At 59.4% G+C, this 16,928-nt stretch carries 18 protein-coding genes; 17 read left to right on the top strand and 1 reads right to left on the bottom strand.

Annotated features, from left to right (window positions below; translation table 11 throughout):
* The first annotated feature begins 29 nt into the window (after window positions 1–29).
* From pyrC to AABB31_RS02190, 5 genes are all read left to right on the top strand, one after another.
* Entirely contained in the window at window positions 30–1,082 is a 1,053-nt protein-coding gene (gene pyrC / locus AABB31_RS02210) for a dihydroorotase (RefSeq protein ID WP_342076045.1), read from the top strand.
* A gap of 41 nt (window positions 1,083–1,123) precedes the next feature.
* On the top strand, window positions 1,124–1,792 hold the full coding sequence (locus AABB31_RS02205) for an orotate phosphoribosyltransferase (protein ID WP_342076046.1): 669 nt from the start codon (window positions 1,124–1,126) through the stop codon (window positions 1,790–1,792).
* A 229-nt stretch (window positions 1,793–2,021) separates the two neighbouring features.
* Window positions 2,022–3,515 carry a replicative DNA helicase gene (locus AABB31_RS02200; protein ID WP_373635357.1) on the top strand — a complete coding sequence of 498 codons (1,494 nt, stop codon included), beginning with the start codon at window positions 2,022–2,024 and terminating at the stop codon, window positions 3,513–3,515.
* A gap of 178 nt (window positions 3,516–3,693) precedes the next feature.
* On the top strand, window positions 3,694–4,071 hold the full coding sequence (locus AABB31_RS02195; RefSeq protein ID WP_342076047.1) for a MerR family transcriptional regulator: 378 nt from the start codon (window positions 3,694–3,696) through the stop codon (window positions 4,069–4,071).
* Window positions 4,064–5,056, top strand: coding sequence for an aldo/keto reductase (locus AABB31_RS02190; protein ID WP_373635356.1), 993 nt, complete (start codon window positions 4,064–4,066; stop codon window positions 5,054–5,056). The genes AABB31_RS02195 and AABB31_RS02190 overlap by 8 nt, the downstream gene beginning before the upstream one ends.
* Window positions 5,057–5,073: 17 nt before the next feature.
* On the opposite strand, the gene AABB31_RS02185 is transcribed toward AABB31_RS02190, so the two are convergent.
* Complete coding sequence (locus AABB31_RS02185; RefSeq protein ID WP_342076050.1) at window positions 5,074–6,237, bottom strand: sterol desaturase family protein; 1,164 nt, start codon at window positions 6,235–6,237, stop codon at window positions 5,074–5,076.
* A gap of 151 nt (window positions 6,238–6,388) precedes the next feature.
* On the opposite strand from AABB31_RS02185, the gene alr reads away from it, so the two are divergent.
* The 12 genes from alr (at window position 6,389) to AABB31_RS02125 (ending at window position 16,723) form a co-directional block, all read left to right on the top strand.
* Window positions 6,389–7,426 (top strand): alanine racemase, encoded by a 1,038-nt coding sequence (alr, locus tag AABB31_RS02180; RefSeq protein ID WP_342076051.1) that lies wholly within the window; start codon window positions 6,389–6,391, stop codon window positions 7,424–7,426.
* A gap of 69 nt (window positions 7,427–7,495) precedes the next feature.
* Window positions 7,496–7,954 carry a paraquat-inducible protein A gene (locus AABB31_RS02175; RefSeq protein WP_342078907.1) on the top strand — a complete coding sequence of 153 codons (459 nt, stop codon included), beginning with the start codon at window positions 7,496–7,498 and terminating at the stop codon, window positions 7,952–7,954.
* 39 nt (window positions 7,955–7,993) lie between these two features.
* Window positions 7,994–9,358, top strand: coding sequence for a DNA repair protein RadA (gene radA / locus AABB31_RS02170; protein WP_373635355.1), 1,365 nt, complete (start codon window positions 7,994–7,996; stop codon window positions 9,356–9,358).
* 20 nt (window positions 9,359–9,378) lie between these two features.
* Window positions 9,379–9,972, top strand: a complete 594-nt coding sequence (locus tag AABB31_RS02165; protein WP_342076052.1) for a CvpA family protein — start codon at window positions 9,379–9,381, stop codon at window positions 9,970–9,972.
* A gap of 153 nt (window positions 9,973–10,125) precedes the next feature.
* A complete protein-coding gene (gene purF, locus AABB31_RS02160; RefSeq protein ID WP_342076053.1) occupies window positions 10,126–11,583 on the top strand; it encodes an amidophosphoribosyltransferase in 1,458 nt (485 codons plus the stop codon).
* 6 nt (window positions 11,584–11,589) lie between these two features.
* Entirely contained in the window at window positions 11,590–12,006 is a 417-nt protein-coding gene (gene arsC, locus AABB31_RS02155) for an arsenate reductase (glutaredoxin) (RefSeq protein WP_342076054.1), read from the top strand.
* Window positions 12,007–12,108: 102 nt separating this feature from the next.
* Window positions 12,109–12,384 carry a hypothetical protein gene (locus AABB31_RS02150; protein WP_342076055.1) on the top strand — a complete coding sequence of 92 codons (276 nt, stop codon included), beginning with the start codon at window positions 12,109–12,111 and terminating at the stop codon, window positions 12,382–12,384.
* Window positions 12,385–12,688: 304 nt separating this feature from the next.
* Window positions 12,689–13,330: an SDR family NAD(P)-dependent oxidoreductase gene (locus tag AABB31_RS02145; RefSeq protein ID WP_342076056.1), complete on the top strand. Its 642-nt coding sequence runs from the start codon at window positions 12,689–12,691 to the stop codon at window positions 13,328–13,330.
* A complete protein-coding gene (locus tag AABB31_RS02140; protein ID WP_342076057.1) occupies window positions 13,323–13,886 on the top strand; it encodes an AAA family ATPase in 564 nt (187 codons plus the stop codon). Before AABB31_RS02145 ends, AABB31_RS02140 begins: the two co-directional genes overlap by 8 nt.
* Window positions 13,887–14,035: 149 nt before the next feature.
* Window positions 14,036–14,821 (top strand): 5'/3'-nucleotidase SurE, encoded by a 786-nt coding sequence (gene surE, locus AABB31_RS02135; protein ID WP_342076058.1) that lies wholly within the window; start codon window positions 14,036–14,038, stop codon window positions 14,819–14,821.
* A complete protein-coding gene (locus AABB31_RS02130; protein ID WP_373635354.1) occupies window positions 14,818–15,459 on the top strand; it encodes a protein-L-isoaspartate(D-aspartate) O-methyltransferase in 642 nt (213 codons plus the stop codon). The genes surE and AABB31_RS02130 overlap by 4 nt, the downstream gene beginning before the upstream one ends.
* Window positions 15,460–15,523: 64 nt before the next feature.
* Window positions 15,524–16,723 (top strand): peptidoglycan DD-metalloendopeptidase family protein, encoded by a 1,200-nt coding sequence (locus AABB31_RS02125; protein ID WP_342078908.1) that lies wholly within the window; start codon window positions 15,524–15,526, stop codon window positions 16,721–16,723.
* Window positions 16,724–16,928: the final 205 nt, after the last annotated feature.

The raw sequence follows: 16,928 nt of genomic DNA, 5'->3' as shown, positions 1-16,928 counted from the left end.
CCGCCCGACGAAGGGTGTAATCGACACCTATGAGCGAAAAAGAGATCACCACGCTGAAACTGCGCCGGCCCGATGACTGGCATCTGCACCTGCGCGACGGGGCCATGTTGAAGGCGGTTCTGCCCGAAACGGCCCGGCATTTTGCGCGCGCTATTATCATGCCCAATCTGGTGCCGCCGGTTGTGACTGCAAGTCAGGCCAATGACTACCGTGACCGGATCATGGCCGCCCTGCCCGCCGAGATGGATTTCACCCCGCTGATGACCTTGTATCTGACCGAGGATACGGATCCCGCAGATGTGGCCATGGCGCATGAAAAGGGGATCGCCACGGCGGTGAAACTCTATCCTGCCGGCGCGACCACAAACTCGGCCTCGGGGGTCACGGATTTCGACAAGGTCCGCCCGGTGCTGGAAACAATGGCCGATATCGGCATGCCGCTTTGCGTTCATGGCGAGGTGACCGACCCCGATATTGACATTTTCGACCGCGAGGCCGTGTTTATCGACAAGGTCCTGAAACCACTGCGGAAAAAGGTGCCCGACCTGAAAATCGTGATGGAGCATGTGACAACGCAGCAGGCCGTCGACTATGTGCGCGACACCCATAAGAACCTGGCTGCCACGATCACGACCCATCACCTGATCATCAACCGCAACCATATTCTGGCAGGCGGGATCAAGCCGCACTATTACTGCCTGCCCGTCGCCAAGCGCGAAACCCATCGCGTGGCCCTTGTGCAAGCAGCCATATCCGGCGACAAACGGTTTTTCCTTGGGACAGACAGCGCACCGCACACGGACCCCGCCAAGCTGCAGCCCTGCGGCTGTGCGGGCTGTTTCACCGCGACCAACACCCTGTCCTGCCTGGCAGAAGTGTTTGAGGCCGCAGGAAAACTGAAAAAGCTCGAGGCGTTCACATCCCTCAACGGGCCGCTCTATTACGGGCTGCCCCCCAACGAGGCAACGGTGACCCTGCAAAAGGGTGACCCGGTGGTCTATCCCGACCATATCGCAACGGATGATGGTCCTGTGACGGTTTTTGATCCGGGCTTTGATCTTCACTGGCGTGTCATCCCCTGACGCGCCCCTCTTTTCCACGACGCAATAATTAGGTCCGCGCCATGATCCCGACAGCATTCCCCACCAAAGAAGAAATGGCCCGGCTCAGCGCCCGCATGTTGATCGAAATCGGCGCGATAGATTTCAACGCACGCGACCCGTTCACACATGCATCGGGCAAAAAGGCCCCCACCTATGTGGATTGCCGCAAACTGGTCTCATTTCCCCGGATCAGGGCGGTGTTGATGGATTTCCTGACCGTCACGATCATGCGTGAGGCCGGGTTTGAGGCATTTGACAATATTGCCGGTGGTGAGACGGCCGGCATCCCGTTTTCCGCCTTTGTTGCCGAACGCATGGCGCTGCCCATGACCTATGTTCGGAAAAAGCCCAAAGGCTACGGACGCAACGCCCGGATCGAAGGCGTCATGACCGAAGGCCAGCGGGTTTTGCTGGTTGAGGATCTGACCACAGATGGCGGATCAAAGCTGTCATTTGTGGATGCGATCCGTGAAACAGGTGCGACTTGTAACGCCACGGCCGTGATCTTTTTCTATGACATCTTTGCGGGTGTGCACGAAAACCTCGCCGATCACGGCGTCAAGCTGATCCACCTGTGCACATGGTGGGATGTGTTGGCCGAGGCAAAGGCGCAAAATGCCTATGACGCCGAGACCCTGGCAGCGGTCGAGGCCTATTTGAACGACCCCGCAGGCTGGCAGCCAGCTTAACCATCCGGCCAAAAAACTTACACACAGCTCTGTGCACAAATCGCCGGCAGAATCGGTAGGGCTAGGCTGATCTGGTGTTGCCTTTGGTCAAAACCACAAACTGTGGTAGACGGTAGGCTCAGGAAAAACTGTCCACACGTTTATCCCGCCGCCTATCCACCATCATTTCCCGATGGTCGCGCCTGCGGGACACCTGTTAAGAGGCACGCGGGACAAGTGAGGTAGGGTGATGAACGAAATTACTGCATTCAATGCAACCGGCGTCGAAGAAGCTGCCGCCGATCTGATGCCCCACTCTATCGAGGCCGAACAGCAATTGCTGGGCGCGATCCTGACCAATAATGACGTGTTCGACCGTGTCGCATCCATCGTCGGCCCCAAACATTTCTATGACCCGGTGCATGCCCGTATTTTTGATGTTGCCGCCCAGCGGATCGCCAAAAACGCGCTTGCCAGCCCGGTGACATTGAAAACCTTTCTCGAAGATGATGATGGGCTCAAAGAGCTTGGCGGCCCGGCCTATCTGGCCCGGCTTGCCGGCGCCGCGATTTCTGCCTTTGCCGCGCGCGATTATGCCCAGATGATTTATGATCTGTCCGTGCGGCGCGAGCTGATCCAGGTCGGGCGCAATATCTCGGACAAGGCCGCCAAGGTAGACGTGGAAAGCGAGCCCAAGGAACAAATTGTCGAGGCCGAACAAGCCCTTTATGCGCTGGCCGAACAGGGCACGACCGAACAGGGGTTTCAATCTTTCCTGCGGGCCGTCACCGACGCGGTGAATGTGGCCAACGCCGCCTATCAGCGTGATGGGGGACTTGCGGGTGTCTCTACCGGTCTGGTCGATATGGACAAGAAACTGGGCGGCCTGCACAAATCCGACCTCTTGATCCTTGCGGGTCGGCCGTCGATGGGCAAAACCTCTCTGGCCACCAATATCGCCTTCAACATTGCCAAGGCCTACAAGAAAGGCACCCTGCCCGATGGCAGCGAAGGTGCGGTGAATGGCGGCGTTGTCGGCTTTTACAGCCTTGAGATGTCGGCAGAACAGCTTGCGGCGCGTATCCTGTCGGAGGCATCCGAGGTGCCGTCCGAACAGATCCGGCGCGGTGACATGACCGAGGCAGAGTTTCGCCGGTTCGTCGATGCGGCCAAGTCGCTAGAGGCTTGCCCGCTCTATATTGACGACACGCCTGCCTTGCCAATCGCACAGCTTGCCGCCCGCGCCCGGCGGCTGAAACGGACCCATGGTCTGGACGTGCTGATGGTGGACTATTTGCAGCTGGTGCGCGGCACGGGCCGATCCGAAAACCGGGTCAACGAAATCTCGGAAATCACAATGGGGCTGAAAGCGATTGCGAAGGAACTGAATATTCCGGTTGTCGCCCTGTCACAGCTATCACGTCAGGTCGAATCCCGCGAAGACAAGCGCCCGCAATTGTCCGACCTGCGCGAATCCGGATCAATCGAGCAGGATGCGGATGTGGTCATGTTCGTGTTCCGCGAGGAATATTATAAAGAGCGCGAAAAACCCGGCGATCACGAGATGGAAAAGATGGCCGCCTGGCAAGAAGAGATGGAGCGCCTGCACGGCAAGGCCGAAGTTGTGATCGGCAAGCAGCGTCACGGCCCCATCGGCACGGTCGAGCTATCGTTTGAAGGCCAATTCACCCGCTTTGGGAACCTTGTGAAACCATGGCAACAGGGTGAAGATCCCCAATTCTAGGCATATCGCCGTCGTCGAACTGGCCTTCAGCCCTGGGTGATAGGGTACCGCCCTCACCGCGACGCAAAGGCACCAAGGGCGTTGCGGTCGCGCGCCCTGACCGTAACCAACCCACAAAAACCCGCTTGACCTGGAGTCACTCCAATAGGCTACCCCATCAGCCATCGGAGGAAAATCCATGCGAATCAACGAAGCATCCGCCCGCTCGGGCCTGACCCAGGATACGATCCGTTTCTATGAGAAATCCGGCATGCTCGCCCCGATCAGGCGCGACGCGCGCGGTTGGCGGGTGTTCAGCAGTGACGACATTGATTGGCTGACCACGCTGGAACGGCTGCGCGCCACCGGGATGCCGCTTGATAATGTCAAACGTTTTGCGGTCTCGGCCCACGCGCCCGACAGTGACGACCCGCAAGAGCGCGCCCAGCGGCTTGCCCTGCTTGAACAGCACGCCGTCACATTGGCGCATCGGCAAGCCGAACTGGAAGCCTGCAAGCATTTCCTCGACCACAAAATCTCGCTTTACCGCACATCATTGGAGGTCACAAATGGCTGATTTCAAACACATTCCTGCAAAACCCACCCTTGGCCTTGGTTGCTGGGCCATCGGCGGCCCTTTCACCATGGAAGGGCGCGCCGTTGGTTGGGGCGACGTTGACGATGCCACCTCCAAAGCCGCGATTGCCGTAGCACTGGACCACGGTATTGCCCATTTCGACACGGCCCAGGCCTATGGCTGCGGGCATTCTGAAATTGTGCTGGGTGATGCGCTGAGAAACCATCCCGACATTGCCATCGCCACCAAGATCGGCCTTGGCATCAACAGCGAGACCAGGCAATTAACCGGCCCGATCAATGCCCCCGAAACCATCCGGCAGACCATTGATGCCTCGCGCAAACGACTGGGGCGGGACCGGATTGATCTGGTCCTGCACCACAACAACGAATTGCCCGTCGATGACGCGAGGCCAGCTTTCGACATGCTCGCCGAACTTTACGAGGATGGCATCATCGGGGCCTATGGCTGGTCCACGGACCTCCCCGAAAGTGCCGCCGCCTTCGCCGATCACCCCGGTTTCACTGCGGTGGAACATGCCGCGAACGTGCTGAAGCCAGCAAGCAACATGGTTGCGGCCGTCGAAAATCTGAACCTGCTCGCGCTAATCCGTTCCCCCCTTGCCATGGGGGTGCTAGGCGGGAAATACGACGCCAAGACGCAATTCGGCACTGACGAGATCCGGGGCAGCAACCCGGGATGGCAGGACTATTTCAAGGATGGCAGGATCGCCGAAACCTATCTCGGCCAGATCAACGACACGCGCGATATTCTTACCGCAAACGGGCGCACCCTTGCCCAAGGTGCCCTTGCCTGGCTTTGGGCGCGGACGCCCAATGCGATGCCGATCCCCGGTTTCCGCACCCCCGCACAGGTCAACGACCTGTGTGGCGCGCTTGCGCACGGGCCGCTGACGCAGGACCAGATGAATGAAATCGAAACCATCCTTGATCGGCCTGACGAAGGGCCATCAAAGGCCGCCTAGCGGGCGATGTCGGCCCGCTACTCTGCCGGTTCTTTCGGTTTCGGTTTCAAAAACGGATGCAGAAACTGGCGCCAATATCCCTTCGGCACCGTGTCCCCGATCACCCCGTAGGCTTCGGGCCACTCTTTTTCCGGCAGGTGATGCGTGCCGAAAAGCCAGTCATAGATGGGGAAGTGGCTGGCATAATTGATATCAATCGCCGCCCGGTCTGACCCGTGATGCCAATGGTGGAAACGCGGGGTTACAAAGAACCGTTCGATAAAGCCGAATTTCCAGCCGATATTCGCGTGGATAAAGCTGGAATAGAAATAGACAACCAGCAGATAGGCCTGGATTGCCTCTGGCTTGAAGCCCAGCGTGAACATCGGCAGTGCTGTCAGACTGCGCAAAATCGCGATCTCGGCAAAATGCATCCGGGCACCGGCGAGCCAGTCCATCTTTTTGGTCGAATGGTGGATCGAATGAAAGCGCCACAGAACCGGAAACGTGTGAAAGGCCCGATGCACCCAATATTGAACGAAATCAGTGGCTGCCATGATGATCAGGACCTGCACAAGAAATGGCAGGGTTGTGATATAGATACGCATGTCGTCCAGCGGGATTTGCGCATTGACGTAGTTGGCCGGTGCCAGCGTGATAAAGCCCAAAATCTGCACCAGCATTGAACTGACAAGATAATAGAACATGTCCTCCTGCCATTCGGCGCGGAACACTGTCTGCTCTGGTCTGGCAGGGAAAAACCGTTCGAGCGGGACAAAAAGAAAGCCCACGACCAGAACGTTGATGATGAAATAGTCCAACCCGAAATACAGGCTTTGTGGCGGCCCACCCCCGATCTGGGGCTGTGTGGTCGCCATCAGCGATGCAATCACCGACAGGCCCAGTGCCGTCCAGCCAAGGGATTTGCGCGCGCTCAGGATCAAGCTGAGCAGCGACAACGCATACCCGGCCAGCAAGGTGAACCGCAAAAATGCGGTCACGACGCCGCTTTCCTGAATAAACGCGATCTCGGGATAGGAGAATGTCTCGGGGAACCAGCGGATCAGAACAAGCAGTAGCCCCGCCAGCGATGCCAGCAACGCCAGCGCCCCCGACAGCCACCCACTGCCCAGCGGCCGCTGGTCGCGTGGCGTTTCCAACTGTGTGACGACTTTCTTGATGATCCCCATGATCGACCTCATAACGCGCGTTTTGTTTTCATTAAGCCAACAATGGCGGCAACACTATGGCATTGGTCGCATATTCTTACGCGGATATGTCCAGTTTTGCCCATCCGACCTGACAGGCGTTTCGCCTCTTGCCGTGTCGACCCGCCCCTGCCAAAAGACCCGCATGAGTACGGGACGTCTGACAATAGATCTGGATGCGGTGGTCGCCAACTGGCGGGCGCTGGACGATATGACGCAGTGCAAGACTGCGGCTGTGGTAAAGGCCAATGGCTATGGTCTGGGGGCCGCGAATGTGGCCAAGGCGCTGTTTCGCGCGGGCGCGCGCAACTTCTTTGTGGCCGTCGCCGAAGAGGCAATCCCACTGCGCGAGGCGTTGGGGGACAAGCCGGATATCTCGGTATTTTCGGGCCATATGAAAGGCGACACCGACCTGATCCGCGATTTGCGGCTGACGCCCATGCTGAATTCGCTCGATCAGGTAACCACCCATTTCGAGGCACTGCCGGGCCATCCTTTCGGCATCCAGCTGGATACCGGCATGAACCGGCTGGGGATGGAGGCACAGGAATGGGCGGCAGTGGCCGAACTGGTGCTGGGGCAGAACCCGACGCTGGTCATGAGCCATCTGGCCTGTGCGGATGAACCGGATCATCCGATGAACCCGCATCAGCTTGAGAATTTCCGCAAGATGACAGACGGGATCCATTCGCCCCGGTCGCTGGCGGCAACGGGCGGCATTCTGCTGGGTCCGGATTATCATTTTGACCTGACCCGGCCGGGCATCGGGCTGTATGGCGGGCATCCATTTACGAACGCAAACCCGGTTGTCGAACTGGACCTTCCGGTCATTCAGGTCCGCGACGTGGCCGAGGGCGAGGTTGTCGGCTATGGCAATACATGGCAGGCCGCCCGTCCGTCGCGCGTTGCAACTATCTCGGGCGGGTATGCGGATGGGATTTTCCGGATCCTGTCGGACAAGGTCACGCTGTTTCATGGCAATCAGCCCTGCAAACTGGTGGGTCGGGTGTCGATGGACCTGCTGACCGTTGACATCACCGACCTTGCCGACACGCCGGAAAAACTGACCCTGATCGGCCAACAGCAAAGCATTGATGATCTGGCAAATGTCGGCAAAACAATCGGTTACGAGGTCCTGACCCAACTTGGCGCCCGTTACCACAAGCGCACTTACGGCAAATAGCACAGTTGCAATTGCCAGCCTGCATCCCCATTTGCGGGCAAACGATTTTTGGAATTTCCCTTGTTTAACATTCTGCGCATTGCCAACCTGTCCTTGCTGATCCTGTTTCCCATTGCCTGGTTCGCGCCGCTGATGCGGGCCGGTATTTTGCCGCTTTTCGGGCTAAGTGAGATCAGCGTGATATCGGGCATGCAAAGCCTTTGGAAAAGCGATGTGGCCTTGGCCCTGCTGGTGACCGCATTTGCGCTTTTTGCGCCCTATCTGAAAACCATCGGGCTGGCGCTGGTGCATTTCAACCTGCTCAAGGACAAGACCCTGCCCGCCCTGTCATGGCTGGGCAAACTGGCCATGGCCGATGTGTTCCTGATCGCGCTTTATATCGTTGTGGCCAAGGGCGTCGGCGTTGGCCGGGTCGAAACCGCCTGGGGTCTTTACATGTTTACGGCCTGTATCCTCGCGTCGATCCTTATTTCGGCCCTGACCCCCCGCACGCAGGCGGAGGGGCCCGCGCCGACAGACCAACAGTGACGCATTGCCGTTGGGCCCGTTTCAGTCCAAAAGGTGAACATGGCCAAAGATCTTTCCTTTTCCTGCTCTGAATGCGGCGCCTCATTTCGCAAATGGTCCGGACAATGTGACGCCTGCCAGGCGTGGAACACGATCACCGAAAGCAAGGCCCTGTCATCTGGGCCGAAAGGCAAGACGCTGGGGGCCGTGCGGGGCAAAACCATCCCGCTGACCGACCTTGATACCCAAGAGGCCGAATCACCACGAACAGAGGCCGGGGTGGGCGAGCTGGACCGCGTACTGGGCGGCGGGCTGGTCAAGGCATCCGCCCTGCTGGTGGGCGGTGATCCGGGCATCGGCAAATCCACATTGCTGTTGCAGGCCGCAGCCCGGTTCGCCCGGAACGGCCTGAAGGTCATCTACATCTCGGGCGAGGAATCAAACGCACAGGTGCAGATGCGCGCCCGCCGACTGGGGCTGGAAAAAAGCCCGGTACTGCTGGCCGCCGAAACCAACCTGCGCGACATCCTGACCACGCTGGAGACGGAAAAGCCCGATCTGGCCATCATCGATTCGATCCAGACCATGTGGGCGGATACGGTGGATTCGGCCCCTGGCAGCGTCAGCCAGGTCCGGTCCTCTGCGCATGAACTGACCACCTTTGCCAAACGCAACGGCATGGCCGTGGTCATGGTCGGGCATGTGACAAAGGAAGGGGCCATCGCCGGCCCGCGCGTTGTCGAACATATGGTTGATACCGTCCTTTATTTCGAAGGCGAGCGTGGGCATCAGTTCCGCATCCTGCGATCGGTCAAGAACCGTTTCGGCCCCGCCGACGAAATCGGTGTGTTCGAAATGACCGGCAAGGGGCTCGCCGAGGTCAAGAATCCCTCGGCCCTGTTCCTGTCCGAACGCGGCACCCCTGCCCCGGGATCGGTTGTCTTTGCGGGGATCGAAGGGTCACGGCCGATGCTGTGCGAGATACAGGCACTTGTGGCACCTTCGCCACACAGCCAACCCCGGCGCAGTGTGGTCGGTTGGGATGGCGGCAGGCTTGCCATGATCCTTGCCGTCCTCGAATCCCGCTGCGGCGTGCCCTTCACCGGATTGGACGTATATCTCAACGTAGCAGGGGGATTGCGCATCTCGGAGCCGGGCGCGGACCTTGCGGTTGCCGCGGCCCTCGTCTCTGCGCGGGAAGACGCCGCCTTGCCCGCCGAGGCGGTGGTTTTCGGGGAAATCAGCCTGTCGGGCGCGCTGCGTCCGGTGGTTCAGACCGAAAATAGATTGAAAGAAGCCCAGAAACTTGGTTTTACCACGGCGATCATACCGCAACAGGCCAAACAGCCCGGTGCGGCCGGCCTGTCGCTGCGCAATGCGTCCGATCTGGCGGGATTTGTTGAAGAGTTATTTGGCGCAAGGTAGCGCGAGGCAGGAGACGGACCATGGAAGGTTTCACACTGGTTGACGCAGGTGTCGGCGTTATCATCCTACTTTCGGGGGTGCTGGCCTATAGCCGCGGACTTGTCCGCGAGGCGATGGCAATTCTGGGCTGGATCGGTGCCACGATCATTGCGTTCATCTTTGCGGATCAGGTTGAGCCACTGGTGCGGCAAATCCCAGTTGTCGGCGATTTCATCGGTGACAGCTGTGAATTGGCCATCATCGCGGCCTTTGCGGCAGTTTTCGCGCTGGCCTTGGTGGTTGTGTCGATTTTCACCCCGCTTTTTGCAAGCGTGGTCCAACGGTCGGCCCTTGGTGGCGTGGATCAGGCGCTTGGCTTCTTTTTCGGCGTCCTGCGGGGCATCCTGCTGATCGCCGTGGCCTTCTTTGTCTATGATACGGTCTTTGCGACCCAACAGATTGCGATGATTGATGACAGCCGGTCAGCGCGGGTCTTTGCGCAACTGACCGGGCAGATCGAGGATCAGAACCCCGAACAGGCGCTTGGCTGGATCACAGAGCAGTATCAACAGCTTGTCGGCACATGCGGCGCGCCCATTGACCCTGCAGCTGAGGGGCCGCTGTCTGACGGCTGATAAGAGGTCAGAAGGATCACGACTGATCGTCTTTTGGGCGATCAGTCTTTCCCTGCCCCGCAGACGTGATCGTTTCGTGACAGTGCGGCTCAGACCGACTAAGACAAACGCATCCCTGCCCCAAGGATTCGGAGCTGCCTTTTGTCCGCCGCCATGCCTCTTGCCCACCCCTTCGATGATGACAAACTGAAGGAGGAATGCGGCGTCTTTGGTGTTGTCGGCGTGACAGATGCCGCGAATTTCGTCGCACTTGGGCTTCACGCCCTGCAGCATCGGGGTCAGGAGGCGGGCGGCATCGTCACCCATCATCCCGATACCGGTTTCAATCAGGCCCGGCGCATGGGTCTTGTGCGCGACAATTTCACCAGCGCCGAAACCATGGAACTGTTGCCCGGGACAATCGGGATCGGCCATGTGCGCTATTCCACCGCCGGGAACAAGGGCCAGACGGCGATGCGCGATGTGCAGCCGTTCTTTGGCGAATTCTCGATGGGTGGTGCGGCCATTGCCCATAACGGCAATATCACCAATGCGCTGCAGTTGCGCCGTGAACTGATCGAACGCGGGTCAATTTTCCAAAGTTCGTCGGACAGTGAATGCATCATTCACCTGATGGCCCGGTCGATGGGCCGCAATATCCCCGACCGGATGGAAGAAGCCCTGCGCAAGGTCGAGGGCGCGTTTTCCGTTGTGGCCATGACCCGGACCAAACTGATCGGCTGCCGCGATCCGTTGGGCGTGCGGCCGCTGGTGCTGGGCCGGGTCGGGGATGGCTGGGCGCTGGCATCAGAAACCTGCGCGCTGGATATCATTGGCGCTGAATTCATCCGCGAAATCGCCCCGGGCGAGATGGTTGTCGTGACCGAAAAAGGCGTGGAAAGCCATTTCCCCTTCCGCCCTGCAAAGTCGCGTTTTTGTATCTTCGAGCATGTCTATTTCAGCCGCCCCGACAGTATCCTTGGCGGCCGGTCCGTCTATGAAACCCGCGAGAATATCGGCCGCGAGCTGGCCAAGGAAGCCGCGGTCGAGGCAGACCTGGTCTGCCCTGTGCCAGATAGCGGCACGCCAGCAGCAATCGGCTATTCGCTGCAATCAGGCATTCCTTACGCGATGGGCATCATCCGCAACAACTACATGGGCCGGACCTTCATCGAGCCGACCGAGCAGATCCGCAACATGGGTGTGCGCCTGAAACTGAACGTCAATCGGGCGCTGATCAAAGGCAAGCGTGTCATTCTTGTGGATGACAGCGTCGTGCGCGGCACAACCAGTCAAAAGATCAAGGAAATGATCCTTGATGCGGGCGCCAAAGAGGTCCATTTCCGCATCGCCTCTCCACCTACAGCGTGGCCGTGTTTTTACGGTGTGGACACGCCGCAACGCGAGAAACTGCTGGCCGCGACCATGTCCGAAGAAGAGATGTGTACCCATCTGGGTGTCGACAGCCTGCGCTTTATCACGCTGGATGGTCTCTACCGGGCTGTGGGCGAAAGCAAGGGCCGCGACAAGACCAGCCCGGCATATTGCGATGCGTGTTTCTCGGGGGAATATCCGGTGGCCCCCTCTGATATGATCGAACAGGGCTTTCAGGCCAAAACAGCCGCAGAGTAGACGACCATGGCAACAGTTATTTTCCACAATCCCGATTGCGGCACATCGCGCAATGTTCTGGCCATCATCCGCGCGTCGGGGACCGAGCCGACCGTCATCGAGTATCTGCAAACCGGGTGGACGGAGCCCCAATTGCTGGCCTTGTTTGCCGCCGCCGATCTGACCCCGGCGACCGCCCTGCGCACATCCAAATCGCCCGCCGAACGGCTGGGGCTGATGGATCCCGACGTCACTGATGCGACCTTGCTTGAGGCCATGCTGCGCCATCCGATCCTTGTAAACCGGCCCATCGTCTGCACCCCCAAAGGGGTCGCCCTGTGCCGGCCATCGGAAAACGTCCTGCCCCTGCTGGAAAAGCCGCTGACCGCCCCCGTCTACAAGGAAGACGGCACATTGATCGCGACACCTGACGCCGCCGACTGACGGGCAAAGTTCCGCCGAATGCGGCATAATTGCGCAGCTGACGTGAGGTCGGACGCCTGTATTCCGCCACAATTCTTTGGCAAGACGCCGCAAAACAAATCGATGCGGTATCTCAATATGTCAGAACAAACACCGGCCCATGTGGCCGACAAAGCGACGATCGCGCAGGCCATCAATCTGCGCAGTCTTTCGGTCATCGGGTTGATGAAAGCACATGACGGGCTGGCGGCCCTGCTCCGCTCTGGCAGCGGGCAGATCGCACGCGTTGGCGAGGGCGACACCATCTTTGGCGTCAAGGTTGTCGCCATCGCCGAGACCTATGTCACCATCACCGACCGCTGGGGGGCGACCCGCCAAATGGGTTTGCCGCAAGGCTAGGGGCATCCGCATTTATCAAACCACCCCAGTTTCCGTCCAAAATTGCTCAGTTCAAGGCATTTGAGCGCAGGAGTAGCTGGCTACTTCAAGATCAAATAACGCAGAAATGGGCAATTTTGGCGAAACCCCAACGGGGCGCGGCAGATTTTGCTCTGTCCTGCGTTGTCTGGCGCTGAAAGTACCCGCACTTCGGCGCCCCAGACGCCTTGACAAAAGCAAAATCTGTCTCGCGCTGGGGTAGTTTGATAAATGCGGATGCCCCCTAGTCTTGACCTCGCGGTCTGTTCGTCACATGACCGCCCTTATGACAAAGACAGCACTGATCACCGGCGCCTCGCGCGGCCTGGGCGCGGCACTGGCCAAGGCCCTTGCACCGACCCATCATATTATCGCCGTGGGCAAGACCGTCGGCGCCCTTGAAGAACTTGACGACGCGATCAAGTCATTGGGCGGGCAAGCGACCCTGGCCCCGATGGATATCACCATCGACGCGGCCATGCAGCAGCTTTGCCGCAGCATCTTTGACCGCTGGGGCAAGCTTGATCTGTGGGCACATACCGCGATCCATGCCGCCCCGCTGTCACCCATCGGGCATATCGGCGCCAAGGACCTGTCCAAATCCATCGCCGTCAATGTCGAGGCGACCTCCCGCCTGATGACCTACGTAGCCCCCCTGTTGGGTGCCGATGGCAAGGCGGTTTTCTTTGACGACCCGCGCGCCGGCGAACGCTTCTTTGGCGCATATGGGGCGTCGAAGGCCGCGCAAATCGCCCTGGCCCGTAGTTGGGCAGCCGAGACCCAGAAAACCGGACCGCGTGTTGAGGTGCTGACCCCTGCCCCGATGCCGACAGCAACCCGCGCGCGGTTCTTTCCGGGCGAAGATCGCAGCGGGCTGACAGACCCTGCTGATGAAGCCGCGCGGCATTTGCGCGACATTCTTGCCTAAGGTCACGTGCCACAATATTTGCGACGCAATTGCTGCCGCGCCGCTGCCCGACGGGATGCACACCAAACTGATCGGCATTGATGGTTGTGGCGGCTCGGGCAAATCAACGCTTGCCCGCCAATTGGCGCAGGACATTGGCGCGCGCGTGATCCCAACCGATGATTTTGCCGCCTGGGATTGCCCGTTAGAATGGCATGATCGCTTTATGGCCCAGGTGATTGGGCCATTTCAGGCCAACCAGCCCGCCCGCTATCAACGCTATGACTGGCACAGCCGGACGCTGGCGAATTGGATCACCGTCCCGGCAGGCGGCACAGTGATCATCGAAGGTGTCAGCGCGATCAGACAGCTCTTTCGACCCGCGCTTGCTTACAAAATCTACGTCGAGACCCCGCGCGCCATCCGATTGGCCCGCGGGCTGGCGCGCGATGGCGCAGATGCATGGCCCATGTGGCAAGGCTGGATGGCCGAAGAAGACGCCTATGTCGCGGCGGAACTGCCCGCAAAGCAGGCCGATCTGGTGATTGATGGAACACAACCGCTTGCAGCGCGCTAGCCGCTTGTGACACCGGACGTACTGGCAATCGGGCGGCAAACCGTTGCGCACATTCTACGGTATGCCACAACATCCCATCCGTCCTTGCGGCATGCTTGCCGCGTCAGGCCCGCTCGCATAGGAGTTCTGCAAGAGCCAAAGGACCTTTCATGCGCATCCTCATCACAAATGACGACGGTATCAATGCACCCGGCTTGCAGGTGCTGAACGAAATAGCGCATGAGGTGGCCGGGCCCGATGGCGAGGTTTGGACAGTCGCCCCCGCCTTTGAGCAGTCGGGCGTTGGGCATTGCATCAGCTACACCCACCCCACAATGATTGCCCAATTGGGCAAGCGGCGCTTTGCAGCAGAAGGGTCGCCCGCGGATTGCGTGATTGCCGGGCTCTATGATGTGCTGGACGGAACGCCACCTGATTTGGTCTTGTCCGGCGTCAATCGCGGCAACAATGCTGCTGAAAATACGCTCTATTCCGGCACAATCGGTGCGGCGATGGAAGCCGCGCTTCAAGGTGTTAAGTCTATTGCTCTATCGCAGTTTTATGGACCTGATAACAAAGACTTGGAAGACCCTTTTGAAGCGGCGACCATGCACGGGGCCGCAACCGTAAAGGCGCTTTTGAATGACAGTCTGTGGGATGATGAGAACTACAAACTGTTCTACAACGTGAATTTCCCGCCCGTCCGCGGCGCGGATGTCAAAGGCATGGCCGCCACCACGCAGGGGTTCCGGCTGAACACAAGGTTCCGGGCCGAAGCCCAGACATCACCCACGGGGCGGAAATTTCTGTGGGTCCGTGGCGGCCCGCAACATGAACCCACGGCACCGGGGACGGATGCAGCCGCCAATCTCGATGGCTATATCTCGATCACGCCGATGCGGGCGGATCTGACCGATTACGAAATGGTCGCCACGTTGGAAGATCTGCTGCCGTGACCTTTGACGCGCCCACCAAGATGCAATTCCTCTACGCGCTGCGCAGCAAGGGCGTCACCGATGCCCGGGTGCTGACCGCGATGGAACAGATCGACCGGGCCGCCTTTGTCAAAGGTGTGTTTGCCGAACGGGCTTACGAGGACATGCCCCTGCCCATCGCTTGCGGACAAACAATCAGCCAGCCATCTGTAGTCGGGCTGATGACGCAGGCCCTGCAGGTCAATAAGCGCGACAAGGTGCTGGAAATCGGCACAGGCTCTGGCTATCAGGCCGCCATCCTCAGCAAGCTCGCCCGCCGGGTCTATACTGTCGACCGGTTTCGCAGCCTTGTGCATACTGCAAGAGCGATTTTCGAGGCGCAGGACATCACAAATATCACCACCTTCACCGCAGATGGCAGCCATGGATTTGCCGAACAGGCCCCTTTTGACCGCATTTTGCTGACCGCCGCCGCCGAAGACCCGCCCGGCCCGCTTCTGGCCCAATTGCGTGTCGGCGGGATCATGGTTTTGCCGGTAGGTCAGTCAGATACGGTGCAAAGCTTGATCCGCGTTACCCGCCACGAGACCGGTTATGATTACGATGAATTGCGCCCCGTGCGTTTTGTCCCCTTGCTAGAAGGGCTCGGACAGGACTAAATAGGCACAAAATATGGTACGACCCCGGCAACAAGGGGCGACCTTAGGCAAGAGGAGCGGTATGATGCGTCAACAACGGACGACAGCACGACATGTGTGGATGGCAGGTGTGGCCCTGGCTGCATTGGGGGCGTGTAACGAACCCCTCGATTTTGATCTGCGCGATCTGGGCAACGGATTTGACACAAGCCGATCAGTGCAGGACCTGCCAAACAGGCCGCGCCCGGATGATCGCGGCGTCATCTCTTATCCAAATTATCAGGTCGTGGTCGCACAACGCGATGACACCATTCGCGGGATTGCGATCCGGCTTGGGCTCGATGCCAACGAGCTGGCAGCCTATAACGGCATTGATCCCGACGTAGTGCTGCGCCGGGACGAGATTGTGGCCCTGCCCAGTCGGGTGCCTGAACCATCGGTTGCCACAGGCGCCTCCAGTGATGGGCCAATTCAGCCGCTGGATGTCTCTGCGGTCGCCACCAGCGCGCTTGACCGGGCAGATGCGGCCCCCGTGACAACAACGCCGCTTGATCCTGCAACGCCTGCTGCGGCTCCCGCTGCCCCGGCGCCGCAAACCGGGCGCGAACCGATCCGGCATCAGGTGATGCGCGGTGAAACCGTGTTTGCGCTGTCGCGCCTTTACGGGGTACCTGTCAGCAGCATTGCTGAATGGAACGGGCTGGATTCCGAATTCACCGTTCGCGAGGGGCAGTTCCTGCTGATCCCGCAAGGTGACGGGGCGCCAACCGCAACGCCCGTGGCCCAGCCGGTCACAGCGCCAGGCGAAGGCACCCTGACGCCCGTCCCTCCAAGTGCGGCTGCACCGCTGCCGGATGAAACGCCTGCAGCACCGCTACCAACCTCTGCCACCCCCGCGGCGCCGGATCTTGGCACGCCCGCACCTGCGGCAAGCGGCGCACGGTTCAACCGCCCGGTTGAGGGCAGCATCATTCGGGCCTATGCGCCCGGAACGAATGAAGGGATTGATATCGGCGCGCCTGCTGGCACGGATGTCAAAGCGGCTGATCGTGGGACCGTGGCGGCGGTCACCAACAACACAAGCGGCGTGTCGATTGTGGTGATCAAGCATAATGACGGATTGCTGACAGTCTACACCAATATCGACAATATCGCAGTGTCCAAGAATGACAGCGTCAGCCAGGGCCAGGCCATCGGCAAGGTGCGCGCCGGCAACCCGTCATTTCTGCATTTCGAAGTACGGCGCGGATTGAACAGCGTCGATCCAACGGAATACCTGCCCTAGGGCGACAGGGCGTAGGATGGATTTAAATCCATCTTACGCGACCTTCACGCCGTGGCGACCGGCGAGGTCTACGTTCCATTGTCTCGCGAAGCATGACCCGTCCATATTTTGGACGAAATTCGGACGCAAGATGAATACGAACGCAGTCAAACAGCGTTTTTTCAAATGAAGACAATCGCCAAGGCATTCCACAATTTGCTTATGT

Origin of the sequence: Yoonia sp. SS1-5, assembly GCF_038443705.2 — a bacterium.
Classification (GTDB): domain Bacteria; phylum Pseudomonadota; class Alphaproteobacteria; order Rhodobacterales; family Rhodobacteraceae; genus Yoonia; species Yoonia rhodophyticola.
The sequence above is the reverse complement of the archived record's forward strand: the minus strand, read 5'-3'. Positions and strand labels throughout refer to the sequence as shown.

What these genes read in the sequence shown, in the direction of transcription:
- radA (WP_373635355.1), top strand. Translation starts at nt 7,994, where the DNA reads ATGGCCAAAGATCTTTCCTTTTCCTGCTCTGAATGCGGCGCCTCATTT.
- AABB31_RS02190 (WP_373635356.1), top strand. Translation starts at nt 4,064, where the DNA reads ATGGCTGATTTCAAACACATTCCTGCAAAACCCACCCTTGGCCTTGGT.
- arsC (WP_342076054.1), top strand. Translation starts at nt 11,590, where the DNA reads ATGGCAACAGTTATTTTCCACAATCCCGATTGCGGCACATCGCGCAAT.
- AABB31_RS02205 (WP_342076046.1), top strand. Translation starts at nt 1,124, where the DNA reads ATGATCCCGACAGCATTCCCCACCAAAGAAGAAATGGCCCGGCTCAGC.
- alr (WP_342076051.1), top strand. Translation starts at nt 6,389, where the DNA reads ATGAGTACGGGACGTCTGACAATAGATCTGGATGCGGTGGTCGCCAAC.
- pyrC (WP_342076045.1), top strand. Translation starts at nt 30, where the DNA reads ATGAGCGAAAAAGAGATCACCACGCTGAAACTGCGCCGGCCCGATGAC.
- surE (WP_342076058.1), top strand. Translation starts at nt 14,036, where the DNA reads ATGCGCATCCTCATCACAAATGACGACGGTATCAATGCACCCGGCTTG.
- AABB31_RS02185 (WP_342076050.1), bottom strand. Translation starts at nt 6,237, where the DNA reads ATGAGGTCGATCATGGGGATCATCAAGAAAGTCGTCACACAGTTGGAA.
- AABB31_RS02145 (WP_342076056.1), top strand. Translation starts at nt 12,689, where the DNA reads ATGACAAAGACAGCACTGATCACCGGCGCCTCGCGCGGCCTGGGCGCG.
- AABB31_RS02200 (WP_373635357.1), top strand. Translation starts at nt 2,022, where the DNA reads ATGAACGAAATTACTGCATTCAATGCAACCGGCGTCGAAGAAGCTGCC.
- AABB31_RS02150 (WP_342076055.1), top strand. Translation starts at nt 12,109, where the DNA reads ATGCGGTATCTCAATATGTCAGAACAAACACCGGCCCATGTGGCCGAC.
- purF (WP_342076053.1), top strand. Translation starts at nt 10,126, where the DNA reads ATGCCTCTTGCCCACCCCTTCGATGATGACAAACTGAAGGAGGAATGC.
- AABB31_RS02165 (WP_342076052.1), top strand. Translation starts at nt 9,379, where the DNA reads ATGGAAGGTTTCACACTGGTTGACGCAGGTGTCGGCGTTATCATCCTA.
- AABB31_RS02195 (WP_342076047.1), top strand. Translation starts at nt 3,694, where the DNA reads ATGCGAATCAACGAAGCATCCGCCCGCTCGGGCCTGACCCAGGATACG.
- AABB31_RS02125 (WP_342078908.1), top strand. Translation starts at nt 15,524, where the DNA reads ATGCGTCAACAACGGACGACAGCACGACATGTGTGGATGGCAGGTGTG.